General features: G+C 53.0%; 21 protein-coding genes and 1 pseudogene. 6 read left to right on the top strand and 16 right to left on the bottom strand.

Features of this window, described 5'->3' with window-relative positions; genetic code table 11:
* Positions 1-24: 24 nt before the first annotated feature.
* From iolB to FPZ49_RS18705, 13 genes are all read right to left on the bottom strand, one after another.
* The gene (gene iolB / locus FPZ49_RS18645; protein ID WP_144849737.1) at positions 25-846 is read right to left on the bottom strand and encodes a 5-deoxy-glucuronate isomerase; all 822 of its coding nucleotides are present in this window, start codon (positions 844-846) and stop codon (positions 25-27) included.
* A gap of 18 nt (positions 847-864) precedes the next feature.
* Positions 865-1,881: an inositol 2-dehydrogenase gene (gene iolG / locus FPZ49_RS18650; RefSeq protein WP_144849739.1), complete on the bottom strand. Its 1,017-nt coding sequence runs from the start codon at positions 1,879-1,881 to the stop codon at positions 865-867.
* Positions 1,882-1,917: 36 nt separating this feature from the next.
* Positions 1,918-2,799, bottom strand: a complete 882-nt coding sequence (gene iolE / locus FPZ49_RS18655; protein WP_144849741.1) for a myo-inosose-2 dehydratase — start codon at positions 2,797-2,799, stop codon at positions 1,918-1,920.
* Positions 2,800-2,817: 18 nt separating this feature from the next.
* Positions 2,818-4,686, bottom strand: coding sequence for a 3D-(3,5/4)-trihydroxycyclohexane-1,2-dione acylhydrolase (decyclizing) (iolD, locus tag FPZ49_RS18660; protein ID WP_144849743.1), 1,869 nt, complete (start codon positions 4,684-4,686; stop codon positions 2,818-2,820).
* A 235-nt stretch (positions 4,687-4,921) separates the two neighbouring features.
* A complete protein-coding gene (locus FPZ49_RS18665; RefSeq protein WP_144849745.1) occupies positions 4,922-5,926 on the bottom strand; it encodes a LacI family DNA-binding transcriptional regulator in 1,005 nt (334 codons plus the stop codon).
* Between the two features lie 56 nt (positions 5,927-5,982).
* The gene (locus tag FPZ49_RS18670; protein WP_144849747.1) at positions 5,983-8,649 is read right to left on the bottom strand and encodes a DUF5054 domain-containing protein; all 2,667 of its coding nucleotides are present in this window, start codon (positions 8,647-8,649) and stop codon (positions 5,983-5,985) included.
* Position 8,650: 1 nt separating this feature from the next.
* Complete coding sequence (locus FPZ49_RS18675; RefSeq protein WP_261381484.1) at positions 8,651-9,448, bottom strand: endonuclease/exonuclease/phosphatase family protein; 798 nt, start codon at positions 9,446-9,448, stop codon at positions 8,651-8,653.
* Between the two features lie 29 nt (positions 9,449-9,477).
* On the bottom strand, positions 9,478-10,758 hold the full coding sequence (locus tag FPZ49_RS18680) for a CehA/McbA family metallohydrolase (protein WP_144849751.1): 1,281 nt from the start codon (positions 10,756-10,758) through the stop codon (positions 9,478-9,480).
* A gap of 21 nt (positions 10,759-10,779) precedes the next feature.
* On the bottom strand, positions 10,780-11,649 hold the full coding sequence (locus FPZ49_RS18685) for a carbohydrate ABC transporter permease (protein WP_144849753.1): 870 nt from the start codon (positions 11,647-11,649) through the stop codon (positions 10,780-10,782).
* 10 nt (positions 11,650-11,659) lie between these two features.
* Positions 11,660-12,535 carry an ABC transporter permease subunit gene (locus tag FPZ49_RS18690; RefSeq protein ID WP_144849754.1) on the bottom strand — a complete coding sequence of 292 codons (876 nt, stop codon included), beginning with the start codon at positions 12,533-12,535 and terminating at the stop codon, positions 11,660-11,662.
* Between the two features lie 127 nt (positions 12,536-12,662).
* Positions 12,663-14,090: an extracellular solute-binding protein gene (locus FPZ49_RS18695; protein ID WP_144849756.1), complete on the bottom strand. Its 1,428-nt coding sequence runs from the start codon at positions 14,088-14,090 to the stop codon at positions 12,663-12,665.
* A 6-nt stretch (positions 14,091-14,096) separates the two neighbouring features.
* Complete coding sequence (locus FPZ49_RS18700) at positions 14,097-15,131, bottom strand: LacI family DNA-binding transcriptional regulator (RefSeq protein WP_144849758.1); 1,035 nt, start codon at positions 15,129-15,131, stop codon at positions 14,097-14,099.
* Between the two features lie 244 nt (positions 15,132-15,375).
* A complete protein-coding gene (locus FPZ49_RS18705; protein WP_144849760.1) occupies positions 15,376-16,542 on the bottom strand; it encodes an MFS transporter in 1,167 nt (388 codons plus the stop codon).
* A gap of 241 nt (positions 16,543-16,783) precedes the next feature.
* On the opposite strand from FPZ49_RS18705, the gene FPZ49_RS18710 reads away from it, so the two are divergent.
* The gene (locus FPZ49_RS18710) at positions 16,784-18,250 is read left to right on the top strand and encodes a DUF5050 domain-containing protein (protein ID WP_144849762.1); all 1,467 of its coding nucleotides are present in this window, start codon (positions 16,784-16,786) and stop codon (positions 18,248-18,250) included.
* Positions 18,251-18,326: 76 nt separating this feature from the next.
* Here FPZ49_RS18710 and FPZ49_RS18715 read toward each other — a convergent pair whose 3' ends face one another.
* Positions 18,327-20,021 carry a M3 family oligoendopeptidase gene (locus tag FPZ49_RS18715; RefSeq protein WP_144849798.1) on the bottom strand — a complete coding sequence of 565 codons (1,695 nt, stop codon included), beginning with the start codon at positions 20,019-20,021 and terminating at the stop codon, positions 18,327-18,329.
* A 212-nt stretch (positions 20,022-20,233) separates the two neighbouring features.
* On the opposite strand from FPZ49_RS18715, the gene FPZ49_RS18720 reads away from it, so the two are divergent.
* From FPZ49_RS18720 to FPZ49_RS18725, 3 genes are all read left to right on the top strand, one after another.
* Positions 20,234-20,494, top strand: a complete 261-nt coding sequence (locus tag FPZ49_RS18720) for a hypothetical protein (protein WP_391563837.1) — start codon at positions 20,234-20,236, stop codon at positions 20,492-20,494.
* 138 nt (positions 20,495-20,632) lie between these two features.
* Positions 20,633-20,962 carry a transposase gene (locus FPZ49_RS37495; RefSeq protein ID WP_391563838.1) on the top strand — a complete coding sequence of 110 codons (330 nt, stop codon included), beginning with the start codon at positions 20,633-20,635 and terminating at the stop codon, positions 20,960-20,962.
* Positions 20,959-21,810: an IS3 family transposase gene (locus FPZ49_RS18725; protein WP_391563839.1), complete on the top strand. Its 852-nt coding sequence runs from the start codon at positions 20,959-20,961 to the stop codon at positions 21,808-21,810. The genes FPZ49_RS37495 and FPZ49_RS18725 overlap by 4 nt, the downstream gene beginning before the upstream one ends.
* Before the next feature lie 54 nt (positions 21,811-21,864).
* Here the strand turns inward: FPZ49_RS18725 and FPZ49_RS18730 are convergent, their stop codons facing one another.
* Entirely contained in the window at positions 21,865-22,932 is a 1,068-nt protein-coding gene (locus FPZ49_RS18730) for an aromatic acid exporter family protein (RefSeq protein ID WP_144849766.1), read from the bottom strand.
* Positions 22,933-23,020: 88 nt separating this feature from the next.
* Positions 23,021-24,424 carry an MFS transporter gene (locus FPZ49_RS18735; protein WP_144849768.1) on the bottom strand — a complete coding sequence of 468 codons (1,404 nt, stop codon included), beginning with the start codon at positions 24,422-24,424 and terminating at the stop codon, positions 23,021-23,023.
* 249 nt (positions 24,425-24,673) lie between these two features.
* On the opposite strand from FPZ49_RS18735, the gene FPZ49_RS18740 reads away from it, so the two are divergent.
* Both FPZ49_RS18740 and FPZ49_RS36865 read left to right on the top strand, forming a co-directional pair.
* Positions 24,674-25,099: a VOC family protein gene (locus tag FPZ49_RS18740; protein WP_144849770.1), complete on the top strand. Its 426-nt coding sequence runs from the start codon at positions 24,674-24,676 to the stop codon at positions 25,097-25,099.
* Positions 25,100-25,369: 270 nt separating this feature from the next.
* Positions 25,370-25,633 (top strand): annotated as a pseudogene (locus FPZ49_RS36865) (SRPBCC family protein); the annotation flags it as partial.
* Between the last annotated feature and the right edge of the window lie 200 nt (positions 25,634-25,833).

Consider the following 25,833-nt stretch of genomic DNA (forward strand, 5'->3'; position numbering starts at 1 on the left):
TCCTCCTCGAATTTGAAATGGAGCTTACTTCGTCCACTCTTTAAAAATCCACTCGTGATCCGGATCGTTGTAGAACTTCCAGGTGCGCACCGGTCCGGCCATCACGTTCAAGTAGTACACATCGTAGCCTGGAGGCGCCGATACCGGATGGTAGCCTTCCGGCACGAGGACAGCCTCGCCGTTGCGAACGGCTAACGTCTCATCCAGCGTCCGGTCGTCGTTGTACACGCGCTGAATCGCAAATCCGTGCTCCGGCTGGACTTTATGGTAATAGGTTTCTTCCAAGTAGGATTCCACCGGCAGGTTGTTCTTGTCATGCTTATGCGGCGGGTAGCTGGACCAATGGCCGTTCGGGGTAAACACTTCCACCACGAGCAGGCTGTCTGCTGGCTGATTTTCCGGCAAAATGTTATGAATGTACCGCTCGGCATTGCCTTTACCGCGCACTTCCGGGGTGATCTCGGACGGTGCGATCAGGCGTGCAGGATACGTTCCCTTGCCAGGCGCTTTGCACACCGCCACTTCCACATCAGTTACAGCTTCCAGCACGTAGTGGTCCGCGTTCGGGACGTAAACGGAATACGGAGGCTTTTGCTCGAACACGCTCATCCGCTCGCCGATCCGCTCCCATTTTTCCTTCGCTGTGGCAACGTTCGCCAGTCCCGAGATCAGCACCAGACATACTTCCTCCGACCCGGTCTCGCGAGTCAGCGTTTGGCCGGTTTGCAGGCGATACACTTCAAAGCCGACGTAGTCCCAGCCTGCCGATTGAGGCGTAATGCTCAGCACTTGGCCGTCCGCATTCGGTACGGAAGCGCTAGGCACGATCAGGTTCGATTTGGCCATGATGAAGCTCAGCTCCTTTTAATTGATCTCGTGCAGCTTGACCGGACGGCCTTCGAGCATCGATTTCTTCGCCGCAAAAGCAATCCGCTCCGCCTGCAGCGCATCGAACCCGTCGACCGGCACTTGATTGCTGCCTGTCAGGATGCATTCGATAAATTGACGTGTCTCATCGATATACGATTCATGGTAGCGTTCCAGGAAAAAGAATTTCGGATTATCGCGGTACACCGAATCCTTCGTGCTGATTTCAGCCGTGTTCGGGTAGTCGTTGTTTACGGCAACACTGCCTTCGGAGCCAAACACTTCTACGCGTTGATCGTAGCCATACACCGCTTTGCGGCTGTTGTCGATGACGCCCATTGCGCCGTTCTCGAAGCGCAGCGAGATGATCGCCGTGTCGATGTCGCCGAGCTCGCCGATGACCGGATCGACCAGTACCGCGCCTTGCGCGTACACTTCCGTCACTTCGCTGCCGGACAGGTAGCGGGCCATATCGAAGTCGTGAATCGCCATGTCCATGAACAGGCCGCCGGATACTTTGATGTAGTCCGGGTTCGGCGGAGCCGGGTCGCGGGACGTAATCTTGATCAGATGCGCATCGCCGATTTTGCCCGTTTGGACGAGCTCGCGCACACGCTTGAAGTTATGGTCGAAACGGCGGTTGAAGCCGGTTTGGAGCACTACGCCTGCTGCCTTTACGGCTTCCAGCGCCCCCATCGTTTGACGGTAATCCAGACTGATCGGCTTTTCGCAAAAAATGTGCTTGCCCGCTTGAGCCGCTTCCGTAATGAACGGCACGTGCGTATTCGTCGAGGAGCAAATGAACACCGCTTGAATGGATGGATCTTCGATGATGTCTTTATAATTTTGCGTCACGTTGGAGATGCCGAGGCGGGTCGCCCAGCCTTGCAGCTCTTCCGTTACGAACATGTCCGAGATCGTTTGCACATGAACCTGAGCGTTTCTGCTCAAGTGCTCCGCGTGAAGTCTGCCGATTCTTCCCGCGCCGATGATGCCGACATTCAACTTTTCCATGGATTCCACTACCTCACCTTTTGATAAAATAAATGATTATGCCGAAACCTCATCAAGGTAAACTTTTGCTTTACGTGCATACTCTACCGGATTGGCGATGGTTGGATCCTGCTCTGCCTCGACGATCATCCAGCCTTCGTAGCCGCGCGCCTTCAGCTCGGCAAAGATTGGAACAAAGTCGATGCATCCGTCGCCTGGAACGGTGAACACGCCTTTGCGAACGGCGTCCCGGAAGCGGTAGCCTTCCGCGCGTTTTTCATCCAGCACCGCTTGGCGGATATCCTTCAGATGAATGTAAGCGATGCGGTCGTAGTAGGTTTGGAGCAGCTCGAGCGGATCACTGCCACCGAAGTACGCGTGGCCAGTATCGTACAGCATGTGGACCAGCTCCGGATCGGTAGACTTCATGAGGCGATCGATTTCTTCGCGGCTCTCCACGACCGTCTCGCCGTGATAGTGATAGACGAGCTTCATGCCCAGCTCTTTGCAATAGCTGCCCGCTTGATGCAGACCGTCGACCATGTGCTTCCATTGCTCATCGGTCAGCGGCTCGACGCGGACGGAGTTTTTGGTCAAGTCCTCGAAGGCATTGCCCGTTTCGCAGGTAACAACGTACTTGCAGCCCATGGCGTTGAGAAAGTCCGCATGCTCGCGAAACGCTTGCAGCTCTTCTTCGCGCTTGGACGGATCGCTGAAGTGTACCGATTTCCATTGCGAGGTGAGCACCATGCTTTTGCTGCTCATGAGCTGCTTCAGCTGCTCGACATCGCGAGGGAACTTGCGGCAAAATTCCGTGCCTTCAAAGCCCAGGCTGGACATATCCGTGAGCACTTCTTCCGCCGTGTAGTTGTCTCCCATCTCCAAAATGTCTTCGTTGACCCAGTTAATCGCGGAAATCCCGAAATGTACGTTCTTCATTGGATGGTTGGCCTCCGTTTAGTATGGTTTCGCTGTACGCAGCTTGCTTTGCAGCTGTTCGTAGGAGCGGTTGACTTTATCGGACTCGGCGACTGCCGCCACGCCTACGTGCCACCAGGAATCGTAGCCGTCGGTGTTCGTGCCTGGCAGTACCTTGATATCAATCAATGTTGTGACCGTCTCTTGCTTCGCCTTCGCGAGTGCTTCCTGCAGCTCCGCTACCGTATGAACGGTGTACGCTTTGGCCCCCATGCTGCGGGCATGTGCTGCAAAATCAATCGGCATGAAGCCGCCGGACAGCTGGTTCGTCGCTTCCGCGCGGGAGCGGAACTCGTTGCCGAAGCCTTCGCTGCCGTGGCCCCGCTGCAGGTTGTGGATGCATTGGAAGCCATGGTTGTCGAGCAGGAGCACTGTCATTTTGCTGCCTTCCTGGAGGCTCGTGACCAGCTCGGAGTGGAGCATCAGGTAACTGCCGTCGCCGACCAGCGCGTACACCACGCGATCCGGCTCCGCCAGACTGACGCCGAACGCGCCGGATACTTCATAGCCCATGCAGGAGAAGCCGTATTCCAGATGGTAGGTCTTCGGCTGCGTCACGCGCCATACGCGGTGCAGATCGCCAGGCATGCTGCCTGCCGCGCACACGATGACATCGCGCTCGCCGATGAAGCCGTTGATCTCGCCCAGTACGCGAGTTTGCGCCAAGCCTTGCTCTGCCTCGATCGAATACAAGCGGTCCACTTCGGCATCCCATTCCTGTTTCAGCGCGCCCAGCTCTTCTGCCGTGTACGCCGTCGTATAGCCGCCAGCTTGCTTCAACGCTACCGACAGAGCTGTAATCGCTTCCTTCGCGTCCGCTACGAGCGAAGCGCCGTCCATCTTGTAAGCGTCCAGCTGGCTGACGTTGATGTTGATGAACTCGACGTCCGGGTTGCGGAAGGCGGTCTTGGAAGCGGTTGAAAAGTCCTGCAAGCGCGTGCCTACCGCGATAATGACATCGGCTTCCGCTGCCAAGCGGTTCGCAGGAAACGTCCCTGTAACGCCCACGCCGCCAAAGCCGAGCGGATGCTTCCAGGAGATGGCGCTTTTGCCCGCTTGCGTTTCTACGACCGGAATGTTGAATTCTTCAGCGAATTGTTTTACTTCCTCCGTCGCTAGGGAGTAATGTACACCGCCGCCTGCAATGAGGAGCGGTCTTTTCTTGCCGCGCAGCAGCTCGGTTACACGGCTCAGTGCCGCTGTAGCCACTGGCTTGCGGTCCAAATGGTGCACCCGCTTCGCGAGGAACGACTCCGGATAATCATACGCTTCGCACTGGACATCCTGTGGCAGACACAGCGTCACCGCTCCTGTCTCTGCTGGATCCGTCAGCACACGCATTGCGTTGATGGCGGCCGTCATCAGCTGCTCCGGACGATTGATCCGATCCCAATACTTGCTGACCGGCTTGAACGCATCGTTCGCTGTCATCGTGTAATCCATCGGGTATTCCACCTGCTGAAGCACCGGGTCCGGCTGGCGGCTGGCGAAGATGTCGCCTGGCAAGAGCAGCAGCGGAATGCGGTTCACGGTTGCCACACCGGCCGCCGTCACCATGTTCAAAGCGCCTGGTCCGATCGACGAGGTGCAGGCGAACATTTCGAGCCTGTTCTTTTGCTTCGCATACGCGATGGCCGCATGTGCCATACCTTGCTCGTTTTTGCCTTGGATAAAATGAATTTCGTCCTTATATTGCTCCAGCGCCTGCCCCAGCCCCGTCACGTTGCCGTGTCCGAAGATGCCCATCACGCCTTTGAAGCATTTGTGCTCGACACCGTCGATCTCGATGTATTGGTTATTCAAAAATTGCAGTAATGCTTGAGCCATTGTTAAGCGAATCGTAGTCATGGGTAACATTTGCTCCTCTCAATTCGGAGTTTCTTGGTTAAGCGCTTTCCCTTTAGTTTAAATGTAATGCACGCAGAGTCCCTTTGTCAATGTGCAATTCTAGGATTTTAGCCTTTGATCCAGCTTGAAAATGTATGAATAAAAAAAAGCCCTGCAGCTGCTGTCGAAGAGGGCAGTGGTCTACAGGGCCTTAACTTGATAAACATTTCATGCTGTTAACAATCAACGACCTGACTCACTGAGCAGGAGCACACGAGCTGCGTACGACCAGCTGCGGCATGAGCAAGACGCGCTGCTTAAGCGCTTTCTCGCCCTTGATCTCTTCCACTAGCAGATCGACCACTTGTCGGCCGATATCCTGAATCGGCTGCGCAATGGTCGTCAGCGGAGGGTCGACGATCGTCGCCAGCACCGTGTTGTCGAAGCCGATCACGGACAGCTCCTTTGGCACCTGCAGCCCGTGCTGCCGCGCCGATTGAATCGCACCGATGGCGAGCACATCGTTGCAGGCGAACACCGCGGTCGGCTTGTGGTCCTGCTCGAGCAGCCGATCCATCGCCGCCTTGCCGCTTTCCACCGCGAAGCCGCCGACTACGATCAGTGCTTCATCCGGCTCCACCTTCGCGTCCAGCATCGCCTGGCGACAGCCGCGCACCCGCTCCCGGCTGCTCATCTCGCTCATATCCTCGGCGATCATGGCGATTCGCCGGTGGCCGAGCTCGATCAGATGGCTGCCCGCCTGGTAGCCGCCCAAGAAATCGTCGACCATCACCGTGTCGACGGCGAGCGTCGGCATCTCCCTGGCAATCATCGCAATCGGAATCTGATGCTGAATGAGCCGCTTGAGGAACTGGTCCTTCTGGGTCCGTGAAGCGATGATAATGCCGTCCACCCGCTTCTGGGTCAGCAGCGAGAAATATTTGACTTCCTTCTCGGGATCATTGTCCGTGCTGCAAATAAACACATTAAACCCGTACTCATGCCCCCGGTCCTCCACCGCCCGAGCAATCTCCGCAAAAAACGGATTCGCCAAATCCGGGATCGTCAGTCCAATGGTGAACGTGCTCTTCCCTGTCAAAGCGGAAGCCACCATGCTGGGCTTATATTTTAACTCCTCCATCACATCCAGGACATGCTTTCTCGTTTTGTCGCTGATCCGCCCTGTCCCGTTGATGACCTTGGATACTGTGGCGATGGACACGCCTGCCGCTTCGGCTACATCGTAGATCGTCGGCTTCATCCGGTACTCCTTCCTAGCTTCAAGCAAATATGATACCTAATCATACGCTATCGGGATTAGAAATGTAAACCGGAAGGTTTCCGCAGCCGCAGCGTATGAATGCCAAACGCTTCCGTTTGGAAGCGCACCGCTTTCCCCTCGCCCCTAGCATTCGGCATCAACTGCAGCCGCTCGCCGTCATACTCCAGCAAATCGGTCAGCACCACCTCACTCACGAGCTCGGAGAAGACTACACTAACCTCTCTTGCCTCGCCGAGCCAATCGCGCAGCCGCAGGATAAAGCCGTCGCCGTCCTCCGCCGGCTTGAGGCATGTCACAGCCAAACCGTGCAAGCCCTGCGGCAGCAGCTCCAGTCTTCCGGCCTCAACCCGCGAAGAATCCGACTTCATCGCCCGTGGTTGAGCTACCGTTTCCTGCGCCTTTTGCCATACAGCGCCTTCCCGCCAGTCTCCTGCATGCGGAATCAGTCGGTAGCGATACTTTAATTCCCCGCCGACCCACTGCGGGAAGTTGGTGCCCCACCAGTTGTTGAACAGGTTGAAGTTCAGTTCGGGCTTTTCCGGCTTGTAATCCGGCTCGAAATCCCACATGCCGTTGCGACCGATGAACAATAGCGGCGAATCAAGCGGGACAACCGCCATTCCTGCACGTCCGTCGGAGACATCGACGAAGCTTTCCACGCAATGCAGCAGTGTGCTGGACGAACGGACAATATCCGTGCACGGGTCGATGACGCTGCCCATTTTGTTAATCCGGTAGCTAGGATTCTCGATCTGCAGAGGGAACAAAATGTGCCCGGACTCCGCCAGCGGCGTCGCCTCCTTGCCACGCAAGCGCCACTCCATATCAACGTGAGGCTGTTCGTTCAACACGAAACTCCAGCCGATCTCAGCTGCGTTGCCGTACTCTGCCACTGACTTCAAATCACTTGCTGCTGTGCATTCCACCCGGACGGAGCCCGGCTCCCGAACGATGCGCAGATCTTTGAGCACGGTGCTGTACGACTCCCGCTTCTGCCGCTCAGGGTAGTCTTTCTTCCCAAAATCGTGCACGCCCCAGTCATGGAACCGATAAGCATACTTTTTCATATATCGGGTAATATCATCGGCGGAATACACGTTGTACTCGAAGCGCCCGAAGCCTTCCGCATGAGGCTCCACCCACTCTTTGTCCAACCGCTTGTCGTACAAGCTGGTGATCCAACCGGTCTCCCGGCTGATCCGCACGATGAGATGCCCGTTCTCCAGTACCGCTTCCTTCTCGGTCAGGCTAGCCCCAAGTGTACTCGAACCCGCCGTCTCCGACGCCTCTCCAGCAGCCTCCGCATCCGCGGCAGCCCAAACCAGCTTCTTATAGCCCAACGCAGGAATCCGCTTCACTTCCACCCGAACGCCGCCGTCCTCACCAGGCACGGTGAGCAGCCGCTCGCCGCTTTCACCATCTACCAGCACGCCGCCAGCTGCCGGTACATCCTCGGGCGCTACCGTCACCCAAGCATCTCGGCTCCAGCCGAGATAGTTATATACGCGAAGCTGCTTCTCCACTCCGCTTCCCAGTACCTCCAGCGCAGCTTCAAGCGAGCGTTCCGCCTGGTTCAAGTAATCGATCTGCTCCTGCCAGGATTGCTCCATCCGCTGGTAGCGCTCGCTTTGGCGATCCTTCAAGAACGCCTTCTTGTCGTAAGACTTCCGCGGGAACAGAAACGTCTTGCAGTCCATCCCCCACGTGTGCTCGCCAAACAAAAGGGTATGCTCATAGCTGTCGTCAATGTGCTGCTTCATCAGCCCCATGTCCGCAGAAGCATCTGCAGCCTTTTCTCCACCAAGCAAGTCGAGCGACATAGCGCTCTCCGCCACCGTGATGCGGTCGCGCAGCTCGCGCACCCGCGATACTTCCCGCGGCGCTGTTCCGACCCCGTGAATCCAGGAGTCGGCCAAATCGCCGCGAATGACCGGCAGCTCCGGATTGCGCGACAAGAAATCCTCCGCGAAGTCCGTCAAGCTTCCAATGTGCAGCTCGGCCTTCAGCCCTTTTTCCGCGATCTCCGCTTTCATATCGTCGATGATCGACGGCTTGTGCGGCCCGTGATTGTCGCTGGTCGACGTAAGCGCGAGCCACACCGGGAACTCCCAGTCCTCCGGAGGCGTCAGCCCCGTGCCGTATTCGCCCTTGGAGTAGAACGTGAGCAGCCGCTCGCCGTCCGGTCCTTCCCAGAAGAAGGCCGGCGGTACATCCGGCGGCGTCGAGAAGCCGTTGCAGCCCAGGTGCAAGAACTGCACGCCTGCTTTTTTCAAAATCGACGGCACGATCCACGTATGCCCCGGCACGTCGGTCATTTTCGCATCCTTCGGCCGGTAGCCGAACTGCTCGGACAACCCGCGGGACACGTACATCCCCCGGATCCACTCCTCCATCCCGCAAAACTCCGTATGCGTCGTGAAAGGCAGCATATGCCAGATCAGCTGGCGGTCCCGCAAAAATTCGAGCGCCTTCTCCTGATCCTGAGGCTCGCTCCCTTGAATGGATTGCAGCAGCGGCCAGGACGACATCGTCCACACATATTTTTCGTGCTCCGCGTTGCCGCTCGTTTTATCGCAAATTTCAATGACATCCTTCAGCATTTCCGTACGGTACTGCGCTACGACATCAGAAGCGAAGCCTGTGAAACCGATATCAAAGTGAGTTTTAAAAACGACGTAAATCTTTTCCAGGCTTGCGCTCATATTATCGTTCCTCGTTCAATTGAATTTTAGAAATGACCGGATAATGGTCCGACGGATACCGGCCCGCGATCATACGCCGTTCCACGACAGTCTCCAATACATCCACTTCCGGCGTGACGAAAATATAATCAATCGGCTCGCCATCGACTAGCCCCTTGAATTCATGCGCGGTATAGCCGATCGGACCGGACAGCGCCGTATATGCATCCTTAAGCCACGTCTTGCGACCAGCAGCCTCGATCTCCCCCCGCAGGAAGCGGATCGGATTCTCATCAGGCCGACTGTTCAAGTCGCCCATCACGATGGCAGGCAGATTAAACTCGCTGCGATGCCGGTTCAGCAAATCCCAGATCATCATCGCGCCGTACTCTCTAGCCTGCTGGCCGATATGATCCAAATGTGTATTATAGACAAAAAACTCGCCCCGACCTTCGCGACAAGCAAACCGGGCCCAAGTACAAATGCGCGGCAGATTGCTGTCCCAGCTCTTGGTAGCAGGCTCCTGCGGCGTCTCGGAGAGCCAAAATTGGCCTTGATCCACGACGACCAGTTCAGCATGCCGGTAAAAAATCGCGCAATGCTCGTTCTCCAATCCGCCCATGCGTCCTTGACCAATCCAGGAGTACGCTTCCAGCCGTTCCTGCAGATCGGTCAGCATCACATGATAGCCTTCCTGCGTCCCGACGACGAGAGGGGCATGCTCCTGAATGAGCTGAGCCGCGCCATCCCGTCGGTTCGTCCAGATGTTATCGCCATCGTTTGGCGTGTTATATCGCAAATTGAATGTCATCAATGTCATGTCCACTGCCATCACCTCATCTGCACGAATTAGTCAAAATAAATCGGGTTGGTCACCGTCGCCAGCAGCATTTTTCCTGCCGCCTCGAATTGTCGCCATACCTCCGCGCGAACAAATCGTTTGCCCGCTGCATTGCAGCGCAGCGTCAGCGCTCCGTCCTCCGTCACCTCAACATCCTGCTCAACTCCGCTGCTGCTGAGGAGCTTCACGCGATCGCCCGCCTTCAAATCATCCGCCTGCAAACGCACCTCACGCGCCAACTCGCCGGCAGGCACACCATCGCCCACCATATAAGAGCCGCAGCTCAAGTCCACAAAAGGACCGTCCGGTGCGTACGTGATCAGCACATGCCCCTGTCCGATGCCATCCAGAATGCCGTCCACCGTCTTCGCCGAAGCATACACCCACGTGCACGGCATCGCATGCTTTACATACGGATCCGGGCGATGCGTATCGCTGCCGCCGATGGCGACCAGTCTTCGACCGCTTACCAGCTGGTCATGCCACCACTGCAGCGCACGCTCGTTCCGTGCCGTGAACGGTCCGTTCCAAATTTCCACCCAGTCGTGATCCACATTGAAGTCCCATTCCCAGGGGCAAAAATCGCAGTGCGGATGGTTAAGGACGATTTTGGCACCATTCTGGCGCGCCTCGGCGAGCTTGGCATTGACATCCTCTTGCCCTTTGACGCGAAAATCCTTAATCGGATCGGCAACCCCAAGGAAGTTGCTATGGCCAAAATTGGTCGTAAACTCCGTCCCCGGAATCATGACGATGCTCGTATTGCGCGGATAAGCGTAGTTTTGGCTGACGGCGTTATGGTCGGTCATGGCGGTGAAGTCGCAGCCCAGCTCCTCCATGATCGCTGCATTTTCCTCCAGTGTAAATTTACCGTCACTGTGCACGCTGTGCATATGCAGGTCGCCCTTCAGCCAGCGCGGCGTATGGTACACGCATTCCACGGTAACCGTTACTGTGCAGCCGGCCTCTGGAATCTTGTAGGCATTGTGCAGCACCGCCCAGTTGCCCGGCGTCAGCTCTCCTGGCAGGTAGCCCGGCGTCGCCTTTTCCCGGCCGATCGTGAACTCCGAGCGTGCGCCCCCGCTCCAGCCTCTCACTCTAGCGGCATCCCTCACGCCAAGGTCAATGACCGCCTTCGGCTCGCCATGTGATTCCACCACGTAGGAGACATGCAGCTCCTCCACGTTCTCCGGCATTTCGAAAGGAACCTCGAGATAGGTGCTTTGCTCCGAATGTGCGATCGTGCGTGTAAGGGTCGTTACCGAACGTACTCGTTCTCCATGATTCATCGGTGGATTCTCCTGTCGTATTTATTCTTTATTGGCTCCAACCATCGTGCCTTTGACAAAATATTTTTGCACAAACGGATAAATGATCATCAGCGGAAGCACCGCAATGACGATACCCGCCATTCGCACGTTCGTCGTCACGATGAAGTTGCTGGACGTCACATCCGAGTCGATAATGAGCGCCTTCAGCGCAATTTGCAGCGTATACTTGGCCTGATTGTTGATGAACAGCAGCGCCGGCGTAAAGTGGTTCCACTTGGAGACGAATTCGAACAAGGTGACCGTAGCGAGCCCTGCTTTAGCCAAAGGCAGGTACATGGTGAAGAAAATCCGCCAATCACCAGCCCCGTCAATCCGTGCCGATTCGCTCATCTCAATGGGCACCGACAAGAAGTAGTTGCGCATGAGAAGAATGCTGAAGCCGCCGATCAAACCGTAATTAATTAACGCCCATAAGGAATTCAGCAGGTGCAGATCCTTGTATACAACATAAAGTGGAATCATAATTGCTTCCGACGGGATAGTCATCGTAATCAAAATAAAGGACAGCATCAGCTTTTTGCCCGGCAGCCCCGGCTGAACCAGCACATAGCCGGCCAATGCGGCTAAAATAACGTGCATTGCTGTGCCTACCAGCGTAACAATCGTATTGTTTTGCACCGGTGTGTAAAGCTGCATCCGGTTCCAAACGGTCGCGAACCCTTCGATACTGAACGGCTCAGGCCAAAGAATGATGCTCGGCTTCATCGAATTTAGGTTGGTGGAGAATGCCAGAGCGAAGGTGTTGACAAAAGGAATGACCATGGTCAAGACCAAGCAAAGCAAGAACAGCACGTTAATGATATCAAAAACCCGGCTTGCGAAACTCTTTTTTTGTAGGCTGGAATTCATATCGGTTGTCTCACCCCTCGTCCAAACGGATTAGCTTCCTAACCGCAAATGTCAAAATGAGCGTCATGATGATCAGAGAAAATCCGGCGGCGGTCGCGAGACCGATTTTAAATTCGATAATCCCCTTTTGGAACGTGTAATACATGACGACATCGACTTTGCTCGCTATCGCGCCGTTACGCATCACGACAATCTGGTCAAAAATACGCAGAATGCCCATCACCATCAGCATGACGACCACCTTCATCGTATTGTATAGCTGTGGAATGGTAATGTAGCGTACGGCCTGCCAGCGGTTGGCCCCGTCAATCGTGGCCGCTTCATACAAGCTGGGATTGATGCCGACAATCGTGGCCAGGTACAAAATGCAGTAGTAGCCCATGTCCTTCCAGACGTTGGAGAGCACGATGACCCAGCGGGCCGAGCTCGAATGCGACATGAACGCAATAGGCTTTTCCATCCCCAATGCGAGCAAAATCTGGTTCACAATCCCTGTATCCGGAGACAGCAGCATAATCCAGATCCCGCCGATAACGACCCACGAAAACAGATGCGGGAAATACACGATCGTTTGCGAAAGCTTCTTAAACCATGCGCTTGCGACTTCGGTTAACGATAAGGCCAAGATGACTGGCATAATGAGACCGAGCAGCAGCACGCCTCCGCTAATGACCAGCGTATTGCCAAACACATCCCAGAACGCGGGGTCTGTGAGCACCATCTTATAATTGTCGAGTCCGACGAATGGCCGGTTTCCGATCAAGCGGTAATTTTGCATACTGATGATTAAACCGCGAATGAGCGGATAGTACGAGAACATACCAAACCAAGCGACAATGGGAATCATCATGAGGTATAAGGACTTATATTTCCAAACGGCTTTCAAGCGGGATTCACATCCTGTCGGTAGGTTTACTAATCGGAAGAGAGGAAGCAGGCTGCCTCCCGCTTCCTCTCCTCCTGATTCATCTTTCGCCAGCTGCAACAGCACCCTATGGGTCCTGTAGGGTCGATTAATCGATCAGCTTTTGCGCCTTCAGCTCGTCACGCATTTTCTTCACGGCATCCGCAGCAGGAAGCTCGCCGGTAATGGCTTTGATGCCGTAGGTGTTGATGATCTTATTGGCATCCGCCCAGTTCGATGGCGTCTGCTCCAGCGTTGCATATTTCACTACGAGCTCCTGCGCTTCTTTCACGCCCGGCAAAAGACCGAACGGATTCGGCACGTTCTTGTTGTACCAGAACGGTGTACCGTGATCCTGCGCATGTGCCTTACCTTGCTCGGTCAGCTCCAGCTTGCCGCCATTGTCTTTATAGTCCACATCTTTGATCCCGATGCTTCCAAGCGTAATTCCGTCCTTGCTGTGCCACCACTCGATGAATTCAAACGCCGTCTTCGGATGCGGAGCGTTCACAGGGATAATCCAAACATCCGGATCTCCGCGGCGGAGCATATATTTGCCATCTGGTCCCGGTACGCCCGGCAAGCCTTTGGCTTGGAATTTCGTGTTCGGGTCTTGCTGCAGACGCGTGCTGTTCAGCGTACCTACCCATGCATCCCAGTACGTGATCATGCCTGCGCGGTCGCCAAGGAACAGGTTGCGCATTTTTCCGGTGTCGTTGTTTACGAAGTCTGGATCAATAATGCCTTCTTTGTACAGCTTGTTCAGCCACTGCCATACCGGAACAGCCGCATCGGTGGCATAAGGAACCACTTTCTTGCCGTCCTGCACGACATAGCGCTGCTTGAGGCCTGCGGCACTGAAGAAGCCTTGCAGCTCATACAGGTCCGGCTTGCCGGAGAAGGTCAGACCGTACGTATCGGCTTTGCCGTTGCCGTCCGGATCTTTCTCTTTGAATGCTTTCAATACGTTGTAATATTCATCCAGGGTATTCGGATCCTTCAGGCCGAGCTTTTGCACCCAGTCTTCACGGATGATCGGCATCGTACCGCCTTGGAATTTCGTAAACACGCCATAAATTTTGCCGTCTTTCGCTTTGACCTGCTCCCACTCACCCGTTGGAAGAACGTTAGGGTCAGAAAGCGTTTTCGAAGCTTTGATTTGAGCATCGAGAGGCTGGAGTACGCCCTGCTCCATCAAGATGTTCATCTTTTCTTTGCTGACCTGCAGCAAGTCGAATTTCTCACCGGAGGAAATCGCCGCAAGCATCTTCTGGTCATAGTCTGCAGACGGCTTTTCCCATTTCACTGTGATGCCGGTCAGACGCTTAACCTCTTGCTCAAACTGCGTGTTCTCTTCCGGCGTTTTGCCGCCGATTACGTTAGCCATTACGCGGAGCGTACGTTCTTCTTTGTTAGCGGTATCGCCTGGCTTGGCCGCTTGATCTTGGGGCTTGCTGCTGTCTCCTCCGCCGCAGCCGGAAAGAGCGCCAACGAGCAGCGTCATGGCTGCCATGGAACTAAGCATTTTTTTGCTCATTTTGTGTTACTCCCCCATCTCGTTCATAGTTGAATTTATTTGGCACGAATCGCGGAACACGAGCTTGCCTTCCACAATTCTATTGCACACAACATCAGGATTTCCCATCATTTCCAACAAAATGCGCGCCGCCTCCGAGCCCAGCGTTTCCACTTCCAGCTCCACGGAGGTCAGCCTCGGCGTGACTTCTTGCGCCAGCGTCGCGTCATTACTGAGCGCGATCACAGACAGATCAGCCGGCACCTCGATCCCAAGCTCTCTCGCTGCCCGCAGCACACCTAATGCAACGCGGTCGGTATCCGCGATTACTGCGGTATACTTCAGCTGCTTGTAGGCTTCCATCATAGCCATGTAACCGTATTCAACCGGGCTCTTATGGAGCTTCCGCGAATAGTTGAGGACATGGTTCTGCTGCCATAAGGCACCGTGAGCTTGAAACGCCTCCGCTAAACCGCTTTCACGATCGACCGCAACCGTCATATCGGCAGCCGAGTTGAGGAATAAGATCGATGAATGACCCTGCTTAAGCAGGTAATCCCCTACCATGAAGCCCACCTGCCGGTTATCATTATCGACAAATGAAACGGTTTCATCTTCGGGATCAGGTCGACCGACTAGGACGAGCGGGATACCCATCTGCTTGAAGCGCTCAATTCGGGGATCCTGCTTCCGCGGGTTCAGCATGATGACGCCATCCACGGGATCCATCGAGAACTGCGTAGGATCGTCGTGCTCTGGCAGCGTATCGAGCAGTACCCGGTAGCCTTGCTGGGAGCATTCCTTCGTCACCCCGTTGATCATCTGAATCTCAAACCCCGACAAATTACTGCTTTTGGATATCGGCATTTTAAGTCCGACGATCATCGTCTTCTTAATCGCTAAGCTTCGTGCAACATGGTTGGGGAAGTATCCCATATCCTTGGCCACATTCAGAACCCGCTCCGTCACTTGCTTACTGATGGGTCTCTTCTTGCTGAATACGCTGGAGACGGTTCCCTTGGAAACCCCGGCGGCTTTCGCAACATCGTCTATCGTAGCCACATGATCTTCCTTCCCATTCAAATGTTTAGCAATCATTAAAGCGGTTTAATGATTCGGCTAATGAAAACCGGTTCTCATTAAACCGGTTTAATTATCTTACAATTCACATTATAGCCGTGATAAACGCACAATTCAATACCTGTTGTGTAAAATGCACGTAAATATTAGGTAAAGCGGTTAACCTTGTGATGTATCAACACATTTTCAAAAATTTTCATGCCATTTTTTACCCGGCTTTCCCAACTTAAACGCCCACCGTGCTGCTTTGCTCTACCGCCCTCGTTTTTCGACTGGCTATGAAAAATCCCGCCATCGACAGCACACTGATCGCAAAGCAGAAGACGAACGCCGACTGAAATCCGAAATGTGCGGCAAACAAGCCTCCCAGCATTCCGCCGATGATTTTACCCATGGTCAGCTGAATCAGCGAATTGAGCATTTGTCCCGTGGCCTTCAGCTCCTTGATGACATGCTGATTGACGTACTCGGCTAAGCACAGATAGAACAAGATATAGGTGCCCCCATGGAGAATCCAGGTGAGCAGCACCGTCGCCGGCGTCAGCGCATAAGCGTACAGCAGCCAGCGCACCGCGTGAACCAGACCCGATACCAGCAAAATATTGCGAATCCCAAATCGCTCATAGATCGGTTTAAAAAAGATCATGAACGGAAATTGGCTGAAGGACCCGATGGCCAGCCCAATCCCGATCAGCTGCATGCTGATACCCTGCTCCTTGCTGTAAATCGCTTGAAACGCCAGAAAGAATCCCATCGTCGTGGCCATGACCAGCGTGTACAAATAAATAATAACGAGCTGCTTATTTTGAAAAATGGCGGCCAGCTTCACTTTGTTTTTCCCGCTTTGATGTCCCTCCACCTTCGGAATACCCAAGGAGAGCAAGAAGCAGCTGAACAGGATTATGGACGTGATTAAAAAAATCGTATGAATATTTCGGGCAAACAACCAGCCTGCCGCGACCGAAATGATGGCATAGCCGACCGATCCGATCGAGCGGATGCGCGTAAATTTCACCACGCCTTTGGAGGACAGCTCCAAGGTAATCGCGTCGCTTAGCGGATTAATGGCGATCTGGAACAGACTGAACAGCGCCATAGCGATGAGCAGCGGCACGAATACGGTTCCGGCCCAAGGGACCAGCCAAACCGTGACGGCGGACATCAGGGTGCAGACGATCAATACGCGGTTTTTATACTTGGCGCGATCGGTCAGAAGTCCCCAGTAGGGCTGAGCGAACAGGCCGACAATCGCCCCAATGGAGGTGAGAATCCCAATCTCCGAGTTGCCGATGCCTACCTCTGTGAAGTACAGCCCGATATACGACGAAAACGCCCCCGTACTCATATAAATAAACGCATAAAATAGGGCTAAAATGATGACATTTTTTTGCATGCTGCGTACTCCGCCTCTCTAAGGATGCCTTCCCTGAAACCGATTTCTTTCTATTATTTCACTCACTGCCCCTAATGCCAAGCGGAGTCTATAGGCCTAAAGCAACGAGAATGCGGCTTTTTCACCTGATTTGGGAGGCAATTCAGCCCTTAGGGTATTTTTTTCCGCCCTGTAACTTTTCGCGGTATCACTGCGTCTAACTAACACGAACAAATCTATCCTCCGAAGGTGGTACCTGCCTATGTTAAAACCAACGAAATCCGCGTTGTGTGCGCTGCTGATCGGTTTATCCATTACTGCTGCGGTTCCCGATCCGGTTGTGCAAGCTGCCCCCTCTTCCGTCTCAGTCAAGGTCGGGTTTCCCGAGTTTCCGGTAGCCGTGAATGGATCGATGATGGATGTGAAGCACAGCGCCTATCCCCTTCTACTATATAAGGACATCACTTATTTTCCGATGACATGGACTAATACTGCAGCGCTGGCCTTAACGGTCGCTTGGGATGCCAAGAACGGTTTATCTCTGCAAAAGAAGGCTGCCTGTGAGCCGCTCCAGCAAGATTTGACGCCGAAGATCAACACCAACGCCGTCAGCCAATATGCGACGCTCGTCCCGTTTCCCGTCCAAGTGAATGGCCGGACCGTCTACAATTCGAAGGAACCGTATCCTGTCCTGCTCTATAAAGACATCACCTACTTCCCGATGACATGGGCTTTTACGCACGATGACTTCGGATGGAACACAAGCTGGGACACCGCTCACGGGTTTGGCATTCAATCGTGTGACGGTGGAGCCGATGCACAGGCTAAGCAAACCGACACGCTCAATCTAGCGAATGGTGGTCAGGTGGCGGTGTCCGGCGATTGGATTTATATGAATCCGACCAGCAGCTACGACGGTCCGAATAAGCTGGTGAAAGTCAATCAAGCCAGCGGCGAAGAAATCAAGCTGTCCGATGACAACGCGAGGTCCATTAACGTAGTGGGCGATTGGGTGTACTACACTGCAGCCGATCCGTCCAAGAGTCGGTTGCTAGGCTTGTATCGGATTAAAACCGACGGTACGCAGCGAGCGCAGGTTTCTTCGGAGCCAACCTCCCAAATTTGGGTGCAGGGTGATTCGATTTATTATATTCATCAAAGCTTTCTGTCTGTGGAGGGCATGACTGGCGGCGGGTATTACAAGATGGATGGCCTTCATACAATGAAGCTGGATGGCACAGGAGATCAGTCGCTGACGAGCAGTGATTATATGCAGCAATTCGTCGTGAGCGGCAATCAGGTTTATTACATCTCTCAGAAGACGTCCGGCGAAAGCCAGTTATACGCGATGAACCTCGATGGCTCCGGGCAGACCCTGCTGCAGACAGGCGCTACCCGTGTGTTTGTAATCGACGGCTGGGTCTATTTTACTCATATTTTCGGCAAGCAGCTGAGCAAAATGAGGCCTGACAGCCAAGCGGTCATCCCGGTGTACACTTCCGATAAGCCGATCGCAACGCTAAGCTATCATGATGGCTGGATTTACACGGTCGCGGGCATGTTCGGCATCATGGGCAGCGCAACGATTGGAAAGCTTCGGGTCGACGGTTCGCAATGGACGGAGCTTATGGGCGCACGTGCAACGTCGCTTTATTTTGCTGGCAATACGCTGTATTATCCACAGGCCTGGATGGGAGACAATCCCTTGAAGCATCAGACGATCGAATGATTAAAAAGGAGGCGGCCGACAAAATCGGCAGCCTCCTTTTTAATTTAACCCATTAACCATTCAGCCTATCTGGTGCTTAATACCGTGAAATATCCGCCTGCTCCAGCCACTCTCCAATGACAGCCATGAGCGGCGCAATCGTGCCTTCCGTGAACGGAGAGCTCAGCCGCGCGACCTCGACCAGCTCAGTGAACGACTTGCTGCCACCCTCCTTGCACAAACGCAGGTAATCCTCCCACGCTTGCCCGGCGTCGGTACGGGATCGTACCCAGAACTGCAGCGCGCAGATTTGTGCCAGCGTGTAGTCGATGTAATAGAACGGCGTACGGAAAATGTGCCGCTGCTGGAACCAATATCCGCCGCGGTTCAGCAGGTCGTTTTCTTCCAGCGCCAAGTCCGGACGGTAGATCCGTTCCAGCTCGCGCCACTTAGCTTTTCGCTCGTTCGGCGTCGCCTCCGGGTGCTCGTACACGAAATGCTGGAACTCATCCACCGCTGTCCCGTACGGGATGAACAGAATGGCATCGCTCAGATGCGCGTATTTGTACTTCTCCGTCTCCTCTTGGAAGAACAGCTCCATCCATGGCCAAGCGATAAATTCCATGCTCATCGAATGTATTTCACAAGCCTCGAGCGTCGGGTGCAAATATTCCGGCACAACGTGATGACGGCTCATGTACTTCTGAAATGCATGCCCCGCTTCATGCGTCAGTACATCAATGTCGCCGTACGTCCCGTTAAAGTTCGAGAAAATAAACGGAGCGTTATGTGTTTTGATATAAGAGCAGTAGCCGCCCACCGCTTTGCCGGCCTTGCTGACTAGATCCATCAGACCCTGCTCCGTCATCATCCGGAAGAAAGCATCCGTCTCCGGAGATAGCTCCGCGTACATCCGTTTTCCGTTCGCAATAATCCAATTTGCATCTCCTTTAGGGGTCGGATTACCGGACGGAAACCGGTACTTAGCGTCGTAATAGGTCAGCTGCTCCACACCCAGCAGCAGCGTCTGCTGTCGGCGAATCCGCGAGGCGAGCGGCACTAGATGAGTCCGCACTTGCTCACGGAACACCGCTACCTTGGCGGCGTCATAATCGGAGCGCTTCATCCGAGCATACCCTAGCTCCACGAAGTTGGAGTACCCTAGCTTGTGGGCAATGGAGGTCCGCACCTTCACCAGCTGATCGTAAATCTCATCCAATTTTGCCTCATGCTGCGCAAAAAAAGCATACTTCGCATCCTCCGCCCGCTTGCGTGTCGCTCGGTCCGTGGAGAGCGTGTGGGGCGTCAGTTGGGCTAAATTCAGCTCCGCTCCGTCAAAAGCGATCTTGGCTGACGCCGTCAGCTTTACATAATCGGAGGCCAGCTTGTTCTCGAGGCGCAGCTCATCCATCACCTCCGGCGAGATCGTCTTCACTGTCAGTTCGGCAATCCGAAACAGCTGCTTTCCCCACTTTTCTCCCAGTACGGCGCGGAACGGAGAAGTCATTAACGCTTCGTAATACCGCGATATGAGCCCTTGGTAGACGGGAGTATTTTGATCGAAGAAATCCTGCTCCGCTTTGTAAAACGAATCGGTCGTATCGACCGTATGCCGAATGCGCGCAATCGCCGCCATCGACTCAAACACGCTGCGCAGCCGGTTTAGCTCACTCAGCACACCCTCTTGCTCATCGGGGGAGTCCGCTTGGGTAAATGCTTGCAGTAGCTCCTCCATCTCCGCTTGAAGCCGAAGCATATCGGGGCGTACATATTCAAATTGTTCGAATCGCAAAGCCATGTGTTGTTCATCCTTTCATTGGTAAGAAACATCCACTTCTGTTAGAAACATAAAGCTCCCGCTGCGCGGTTGTCAAATCGCCTACAGCGAGGAACGGCCGTACCCCGTCGTTTCTAGCGGCTATCAGCTCTTTTCTACTCTATGCTCTCCCACCCACACGCATGCTAGAGTCATTCATATACTAGTATTATTCCACGCGTTTGGAGGTGCTTACGTTGTCCGCTACTAGAAACTATAGCCTGTGCAAAAAATATATGAAACAACATGTCCGCATTACGACTGCTCAGGGTACGTTCGAAGGCCAAATCGTCAAACTCGATCGCGAGCGCGTGTATTTGCAAATGACGCCCCCCCGCAGCTCCCGTCATCAAGCGACCATCTCCTTCTTCCCGTTCATTATTCCGCTGGTGTTGTTCGATCTGCTGGCCATTGCCTTAATTAGCACGCCGTTCCGTCCGTTCTTTTAACACAGCCTGCCCAGCCATTCATTAAAAAAACCGAAAGAGCACTTCATGCGCCCTGGTATTATCCCCTTCAAGTAGACACTCAAAAAAACCTTCATGTTATCATGGAGGCTCGAGTGCCACTTGGAGGGGATATTTTTTATGGCTAAAAAAGGTCAAACATTCCAGACGTATACAGAAGAATTCAAATTAAAGGCGGTTAAAGCGTATTTAGAGGGTTCATCGAGCTACAAGATGGTAGCTGAACGAGAAGGGATTCGTAACTGTTCTCAGTTGAAGGTGTGGGTGAAGAAATGGCAAAACGGAGAGTCGTTCGATGTGCGTAAAAATGAGCCAAATCTACTGAGGGGGCGTCCTCGCACGTCCTTCCATAGCATTGAGGAAGAACGAGATTACCTGAAAGCGCAGGTGGATTACTTAAAAAAGCGGTATCCAAATCTAGTAAAGGAGAAGCGCCTACCCAACGAATGAATTATGAAATCATGGAGGAGTTACGCCATCTACACGGCATTACAGACCTGTTAGCTATTGCGGGAATACCACGAGCCAGCTATTACAAATGGCGAGCTACACAGCCTCAGCGAAATGCAAGGCAAGAGAAGGATCATAAGATCAAGGAACACATGATGGCCATTCATTTTGCACACCCCTCCTTTGGCTACCCTCGTATGACGAACGCCTTGTGGGAGGCAGGCTACAATGTGAATCACAAGAAAGTATGTCGGATCATGAAAGAATTATCGATCCAATCGGTCATACGGAGGAAACGAAAACTGTCCAATTACAAGCCCTCTGTTGTGTATCCAAATCGCATAAAACGACAATTCCATGCTACGGCACCACAGCAAAAAATGGTCACTGATATTACCTATATTTCTGATGGAACGAATTTCCATTACTTATCTGTTATTCAAGATCTTTTCAACAACGGGATTGTCGCTTGGCAATTGTCTGAACGTAACGATGTCCAGCTTGTGCTGGATACCATTACGCAGTGGACAAGAAAAAGAGACGTAACGGACGCCGTGCTCCATTCGGATCAAGGCTTCCAATACACGTCTCAGGCGTACAACACACGATTAGAGGCATTCGGCGTTAAAGGCAGCCACTCTCGCAAAGCAACCTGCCTGGATAACGCATGCATCGAATCCTTCTTTTCGCATCTCAAAACAGAGAAGCTGTACCTTATACAGTGTAAATCAGGAGCGGAAATTCGGCAAGCTGTGGAAGATTACATTTACTTTTACAATTACCAGCGCTTCCAGGCCAAACTGAAACAACGCGCACCGATTGAATATCGGTGCGTGTTGGCAGCATAGCTTTTTTCTAATGTCTACTTGACAGGGGTAAGTCCACCCTTCCGGTTTTTTTTGTCATTTCAGCTTCATCGTTTCGAGCAGCAGCTCTACCGGCTCCTTCTCGTCCGTCTCCACTCCGCTGGAATGATCCACCAGCTTATCCAGCCTCAAGGTTTGATGGCCATAATCGTACATCGCTGCCGCTACCACCGACAGTCGGAGATGGCCTTCCGGCTGCTCGATATAACGATCGATCAGCTTTTTCATAAACTGCTCATTCTCCGCTTCCAGCCCGCCCCCCTCTGAGGTGTCCGCCTTCAGCTTGTCGTCGAACTTCAGCATCACATGCTCGTGAAACTTGATGAGCCGCTCCAGATGGCCATCGAAGTAAGCGTCAATCCGCTCATTGCGGGCGGCGGAGAAGTAATGCTCTTCTACGGCATCGAGCACACTCATCCCTTTGTACAGCGTATGCAGCATTTGCTTGTAAACAACCAGCTGACGGACGCGGCTGAACTTGGACTTCTTAAGCTTCTGGACCTCTTCTTCCATGAGGGTGTATTTGTCCGTGAGGGCTTTCAGCGCGCCGCGCAGCCCCTCCTTCTCCACACGGAACACGCTTTCCTTCATCTCGTCGGAAATGACCGTCCGAAGCAGCAGTGACAGCTTGCCGAATACGGTGTGAATTTGCGCGGCAAACTGCACCTTAGGCTTAGGTGGGAAAAAGATGACATTGATCAAACATGCACACCCAATGCCGATTAAGCTGAGCAAAAACCGGTTCAAAGCGAAATGAAAATCGCTCGACGCCTCCATCACCGCCACGACCGTAATAAGTGTCAGTCCGATCGTTTCTTCCATCTTCATTTTTAAGCAAATAATGATGACCAAAATACATACAATGCCGATGGCCATGGGGTTATTGGAGAAGAACATGCCAGCTGCCAACGCAAGCAGAGCCCCCAGCACGTTGGTTTGCAGCTGCTCCAGGAAATACCGCCATGACCTGTAAATCGAGGGCTGCATGGCAAAAATGGCCGCAACCGCTGCAATGACCGGAGGAGAATAATTCAGCCAGCCGCTAATATATAAAGCTAGCGCAACAGCGATTCCTGTTTTCCATACCCGAGCGCCAGACGCCATTCCTCGTCCCCCGTTTTATCTATGATGTGCTTTAACTTTAGCTTACCCAAGAACATCCAATATCACTTTTACTTTGATTCGGCCCCATCTAGACCGGCTCACTGACAGGCTGCGGAGACCGCTTCCCGAATGAGTAGAAGTACATGAGGGCACTTACGATGACAATCAAGCTTAAGATCAAAATCAGATTGCCGTACAAGTAGGCACGCGCGTCGGAAAGCAGCGGATGGAAGCGGAAAGCGAACAGCTCCTTATCCATAGCCTTGGCTACCATCGGCGTAACTAACGCTCCGGCCAGCGTCGATGTCATATTAAAGAACCCCATGCCGACACCGATTTGTTGAACCGGCAAAATCTGCGTAACACTTTCCGTTAACGCCGTCTGCAAGAATGAGAAGCCGATATACATCAATATCAACGCCGCGCTAATGTACCATACCCAGAGACCGATGGATGACGACTGCACCATGAGGCTCAGCGCAATCAAGCCCAGACCCAGATACACGACGAAATGGCTTCCCCTCTTCACCGTTAAATTCCCTGCAACCCGACCAAAGACGACGGCGCTAATGGCGCCCGGGAACATTATAAACCCGATCATCTGCGGATTCAGCCCATAAAATTTGCTTAGCATCAGCGGAATAACGAACATGACCGACATGACCGTGCCGAAAATAAGAAAGCCCACAATCAGTCCATTGCGATAAAGCGGATTGGAGAACAAAGCCGGATCTACAAATGGCTCCTTCGCCCGGCGAATTTGTACGATGAACAGGATCAGTGCAACTAGAGCCACAAGCAAGTAGACCAATTTGGCCTCGGTCGTAAATAAAATAATCATCGCGACCGCGACACAGAGCAGCACCGCTCCGATCAGGTCCAGCTTACTTCCTACAGGTGTCTCCTTCGGCAGCAGCTTGCGAAAAAACGGCACTGCAGCGAGCACCGGAAGCGGAATCAGAAAGAGGTACGCCCAGTGAAGCGATCCCGCGATATAGCCGCCGAGCACCGGTCCGATCCCTACGGCGAAGGAGACGGTCGAGGTAATGATGCCGAACATTTTCCCCCGCTCTTCCATCGTGAAAAACCGCGCGACCATAACGAAAACGAGCGCTGGAATCGCCGAACCGCCGACCCCTTGAATAGCTCTGGCGAGAATCACGCCGGGATACCAGTTTTGCAGCACGAAGCCGAGCGCAGACCCTAAGCTGTAGAGAACGATACCAATCGTAATCAATTTTTTGACACTATACATATCCGACAGCTTGCCGAAAATCACCATCCCCATACCGAAGACGATGAAAAAAATGGTGACCACCCAGCTGACCCCAGCGGCATCCAGTCCGAATTGCTCTGCAATATTGGGCGTCGATACGTTGAACACTGATTCATTCAAGACAGCGAAAAAGATAACGTAATAAATCCATAGCACGCTTTTCTTTATGTCCGAACTGACCGTCGTTGGCGTTGTATTTCCACTAGCCATATTCATTTTGTGTGTGCTTCCCTCCACTTGGTATTAGAACATTTGTTCCCTTATACTAACACATCTTTCAAGGATTGGGAACGACTTTATCTTAGTTAGTATGCCTTATCTCAGATGAAGGGTCAAATTAAGAAATTGAAATTGCAAACATATGTTCTTTGTTTTATAATCAGGTTATGGGCAATACTGGAAAGTGGATTGCCTGCAAACCAGAGCACCATGTCTACTAACGAATAATCCGAGGAGATGAAGGATATGACGATGAAATTAACCCCTTACTTGATGATGCCAGGCAATGCGAAGGAAGCGATCCATTTCTACGAGAAGGCGCTGGGCGCCCAAGTTCTTTTCCTGCAATCGTTCGGCGAGATGCCGGAAAACCCTGAATTTCCGCTGCCAGCAGAAGCTAAGGATCTTGTATCTCATGCCATGCTGAAAGTCGGCGAAACCGACCTTATGTTCTCTGATAATTTCCCAGGCTCGCCTCACCAGCAAGGCAATCAGGTGACGATCTGTATCTCGCTGGATGACAAGGAACGCTCCCAGCAAATTTTCAACGCGCTGCAGGATGGCGGTCAAGTGGTCATGCCGCTGCAAGAAACCTTCTTCAGTCCTTTATATGGCATCGTATCGGACAAGTTCGGCATTACGTTCCAAATTTATACGGAAGGTAATCATTAATTTATTATAACGACCCGGGGCTCCTCGCAGATCAGACGCGACGAGCCTTTTTATTTGATATCAGAGTCATCGTTTTTTGGGAAATACTGATATATGGAGTTGATTTTTATATTCCTTTAAAGGAATATTCCTTATATTGTATATTAAAAACATAAAACGACCTTAGGAGGAATGGATAATGCCTGAATTTCAAACCACAGCTGAAGGATTAGTAATCACACGTACGTATAACGCGCCGCGCGAGCTCGTATTTAAGGCGAGGTTGTTTCGCCGGAGAAGCTAGTATTCAACAACTCCTTCGCCGATGCGGAGGGCAACACGATCCGTGCACCTTTCAGCGCTACTTGGCCGCTTGAGGTGTTGAATATCGTCACGTTTACGGAGCAGGATGGCAAGACAACCATCACCCTTCAAGGCGGACCGATTGACTGCACTGAGGATGAGCTCCAAGCCTTTAAGGGGATGTACGAGAGCATGCAGCAAGGCTTCAAGGGGACCTTCGATCAATTGAAAGCTTACTTGGAGAAATTGTAGTTTTGAGATTTTCAGCAACATCGCCTGTATAAATCTTTGGCCGGGCGGCCATAATAGATCTCGGCGGTAAGAAATTAGTGAGGTGTTGTGTCCCAGATGATCCACGCCACTAATGTTGTTTTTGAATCCATAATGAAGCGAGGAGATGTGCCGTACGCTCATTAGTGTAGTATTTAGCTGCAGTAATGCTGACAGGTGAT

It is taken from the genome of Paenibacillus cremeus (genome assembly GCF_007786445.1).
GTDB lineage: Bacteria > Bacillota > Bacilli > Paenibacillales > NBRC-103111 > Paenibacillus_G > Paenibacillus_G cremeus.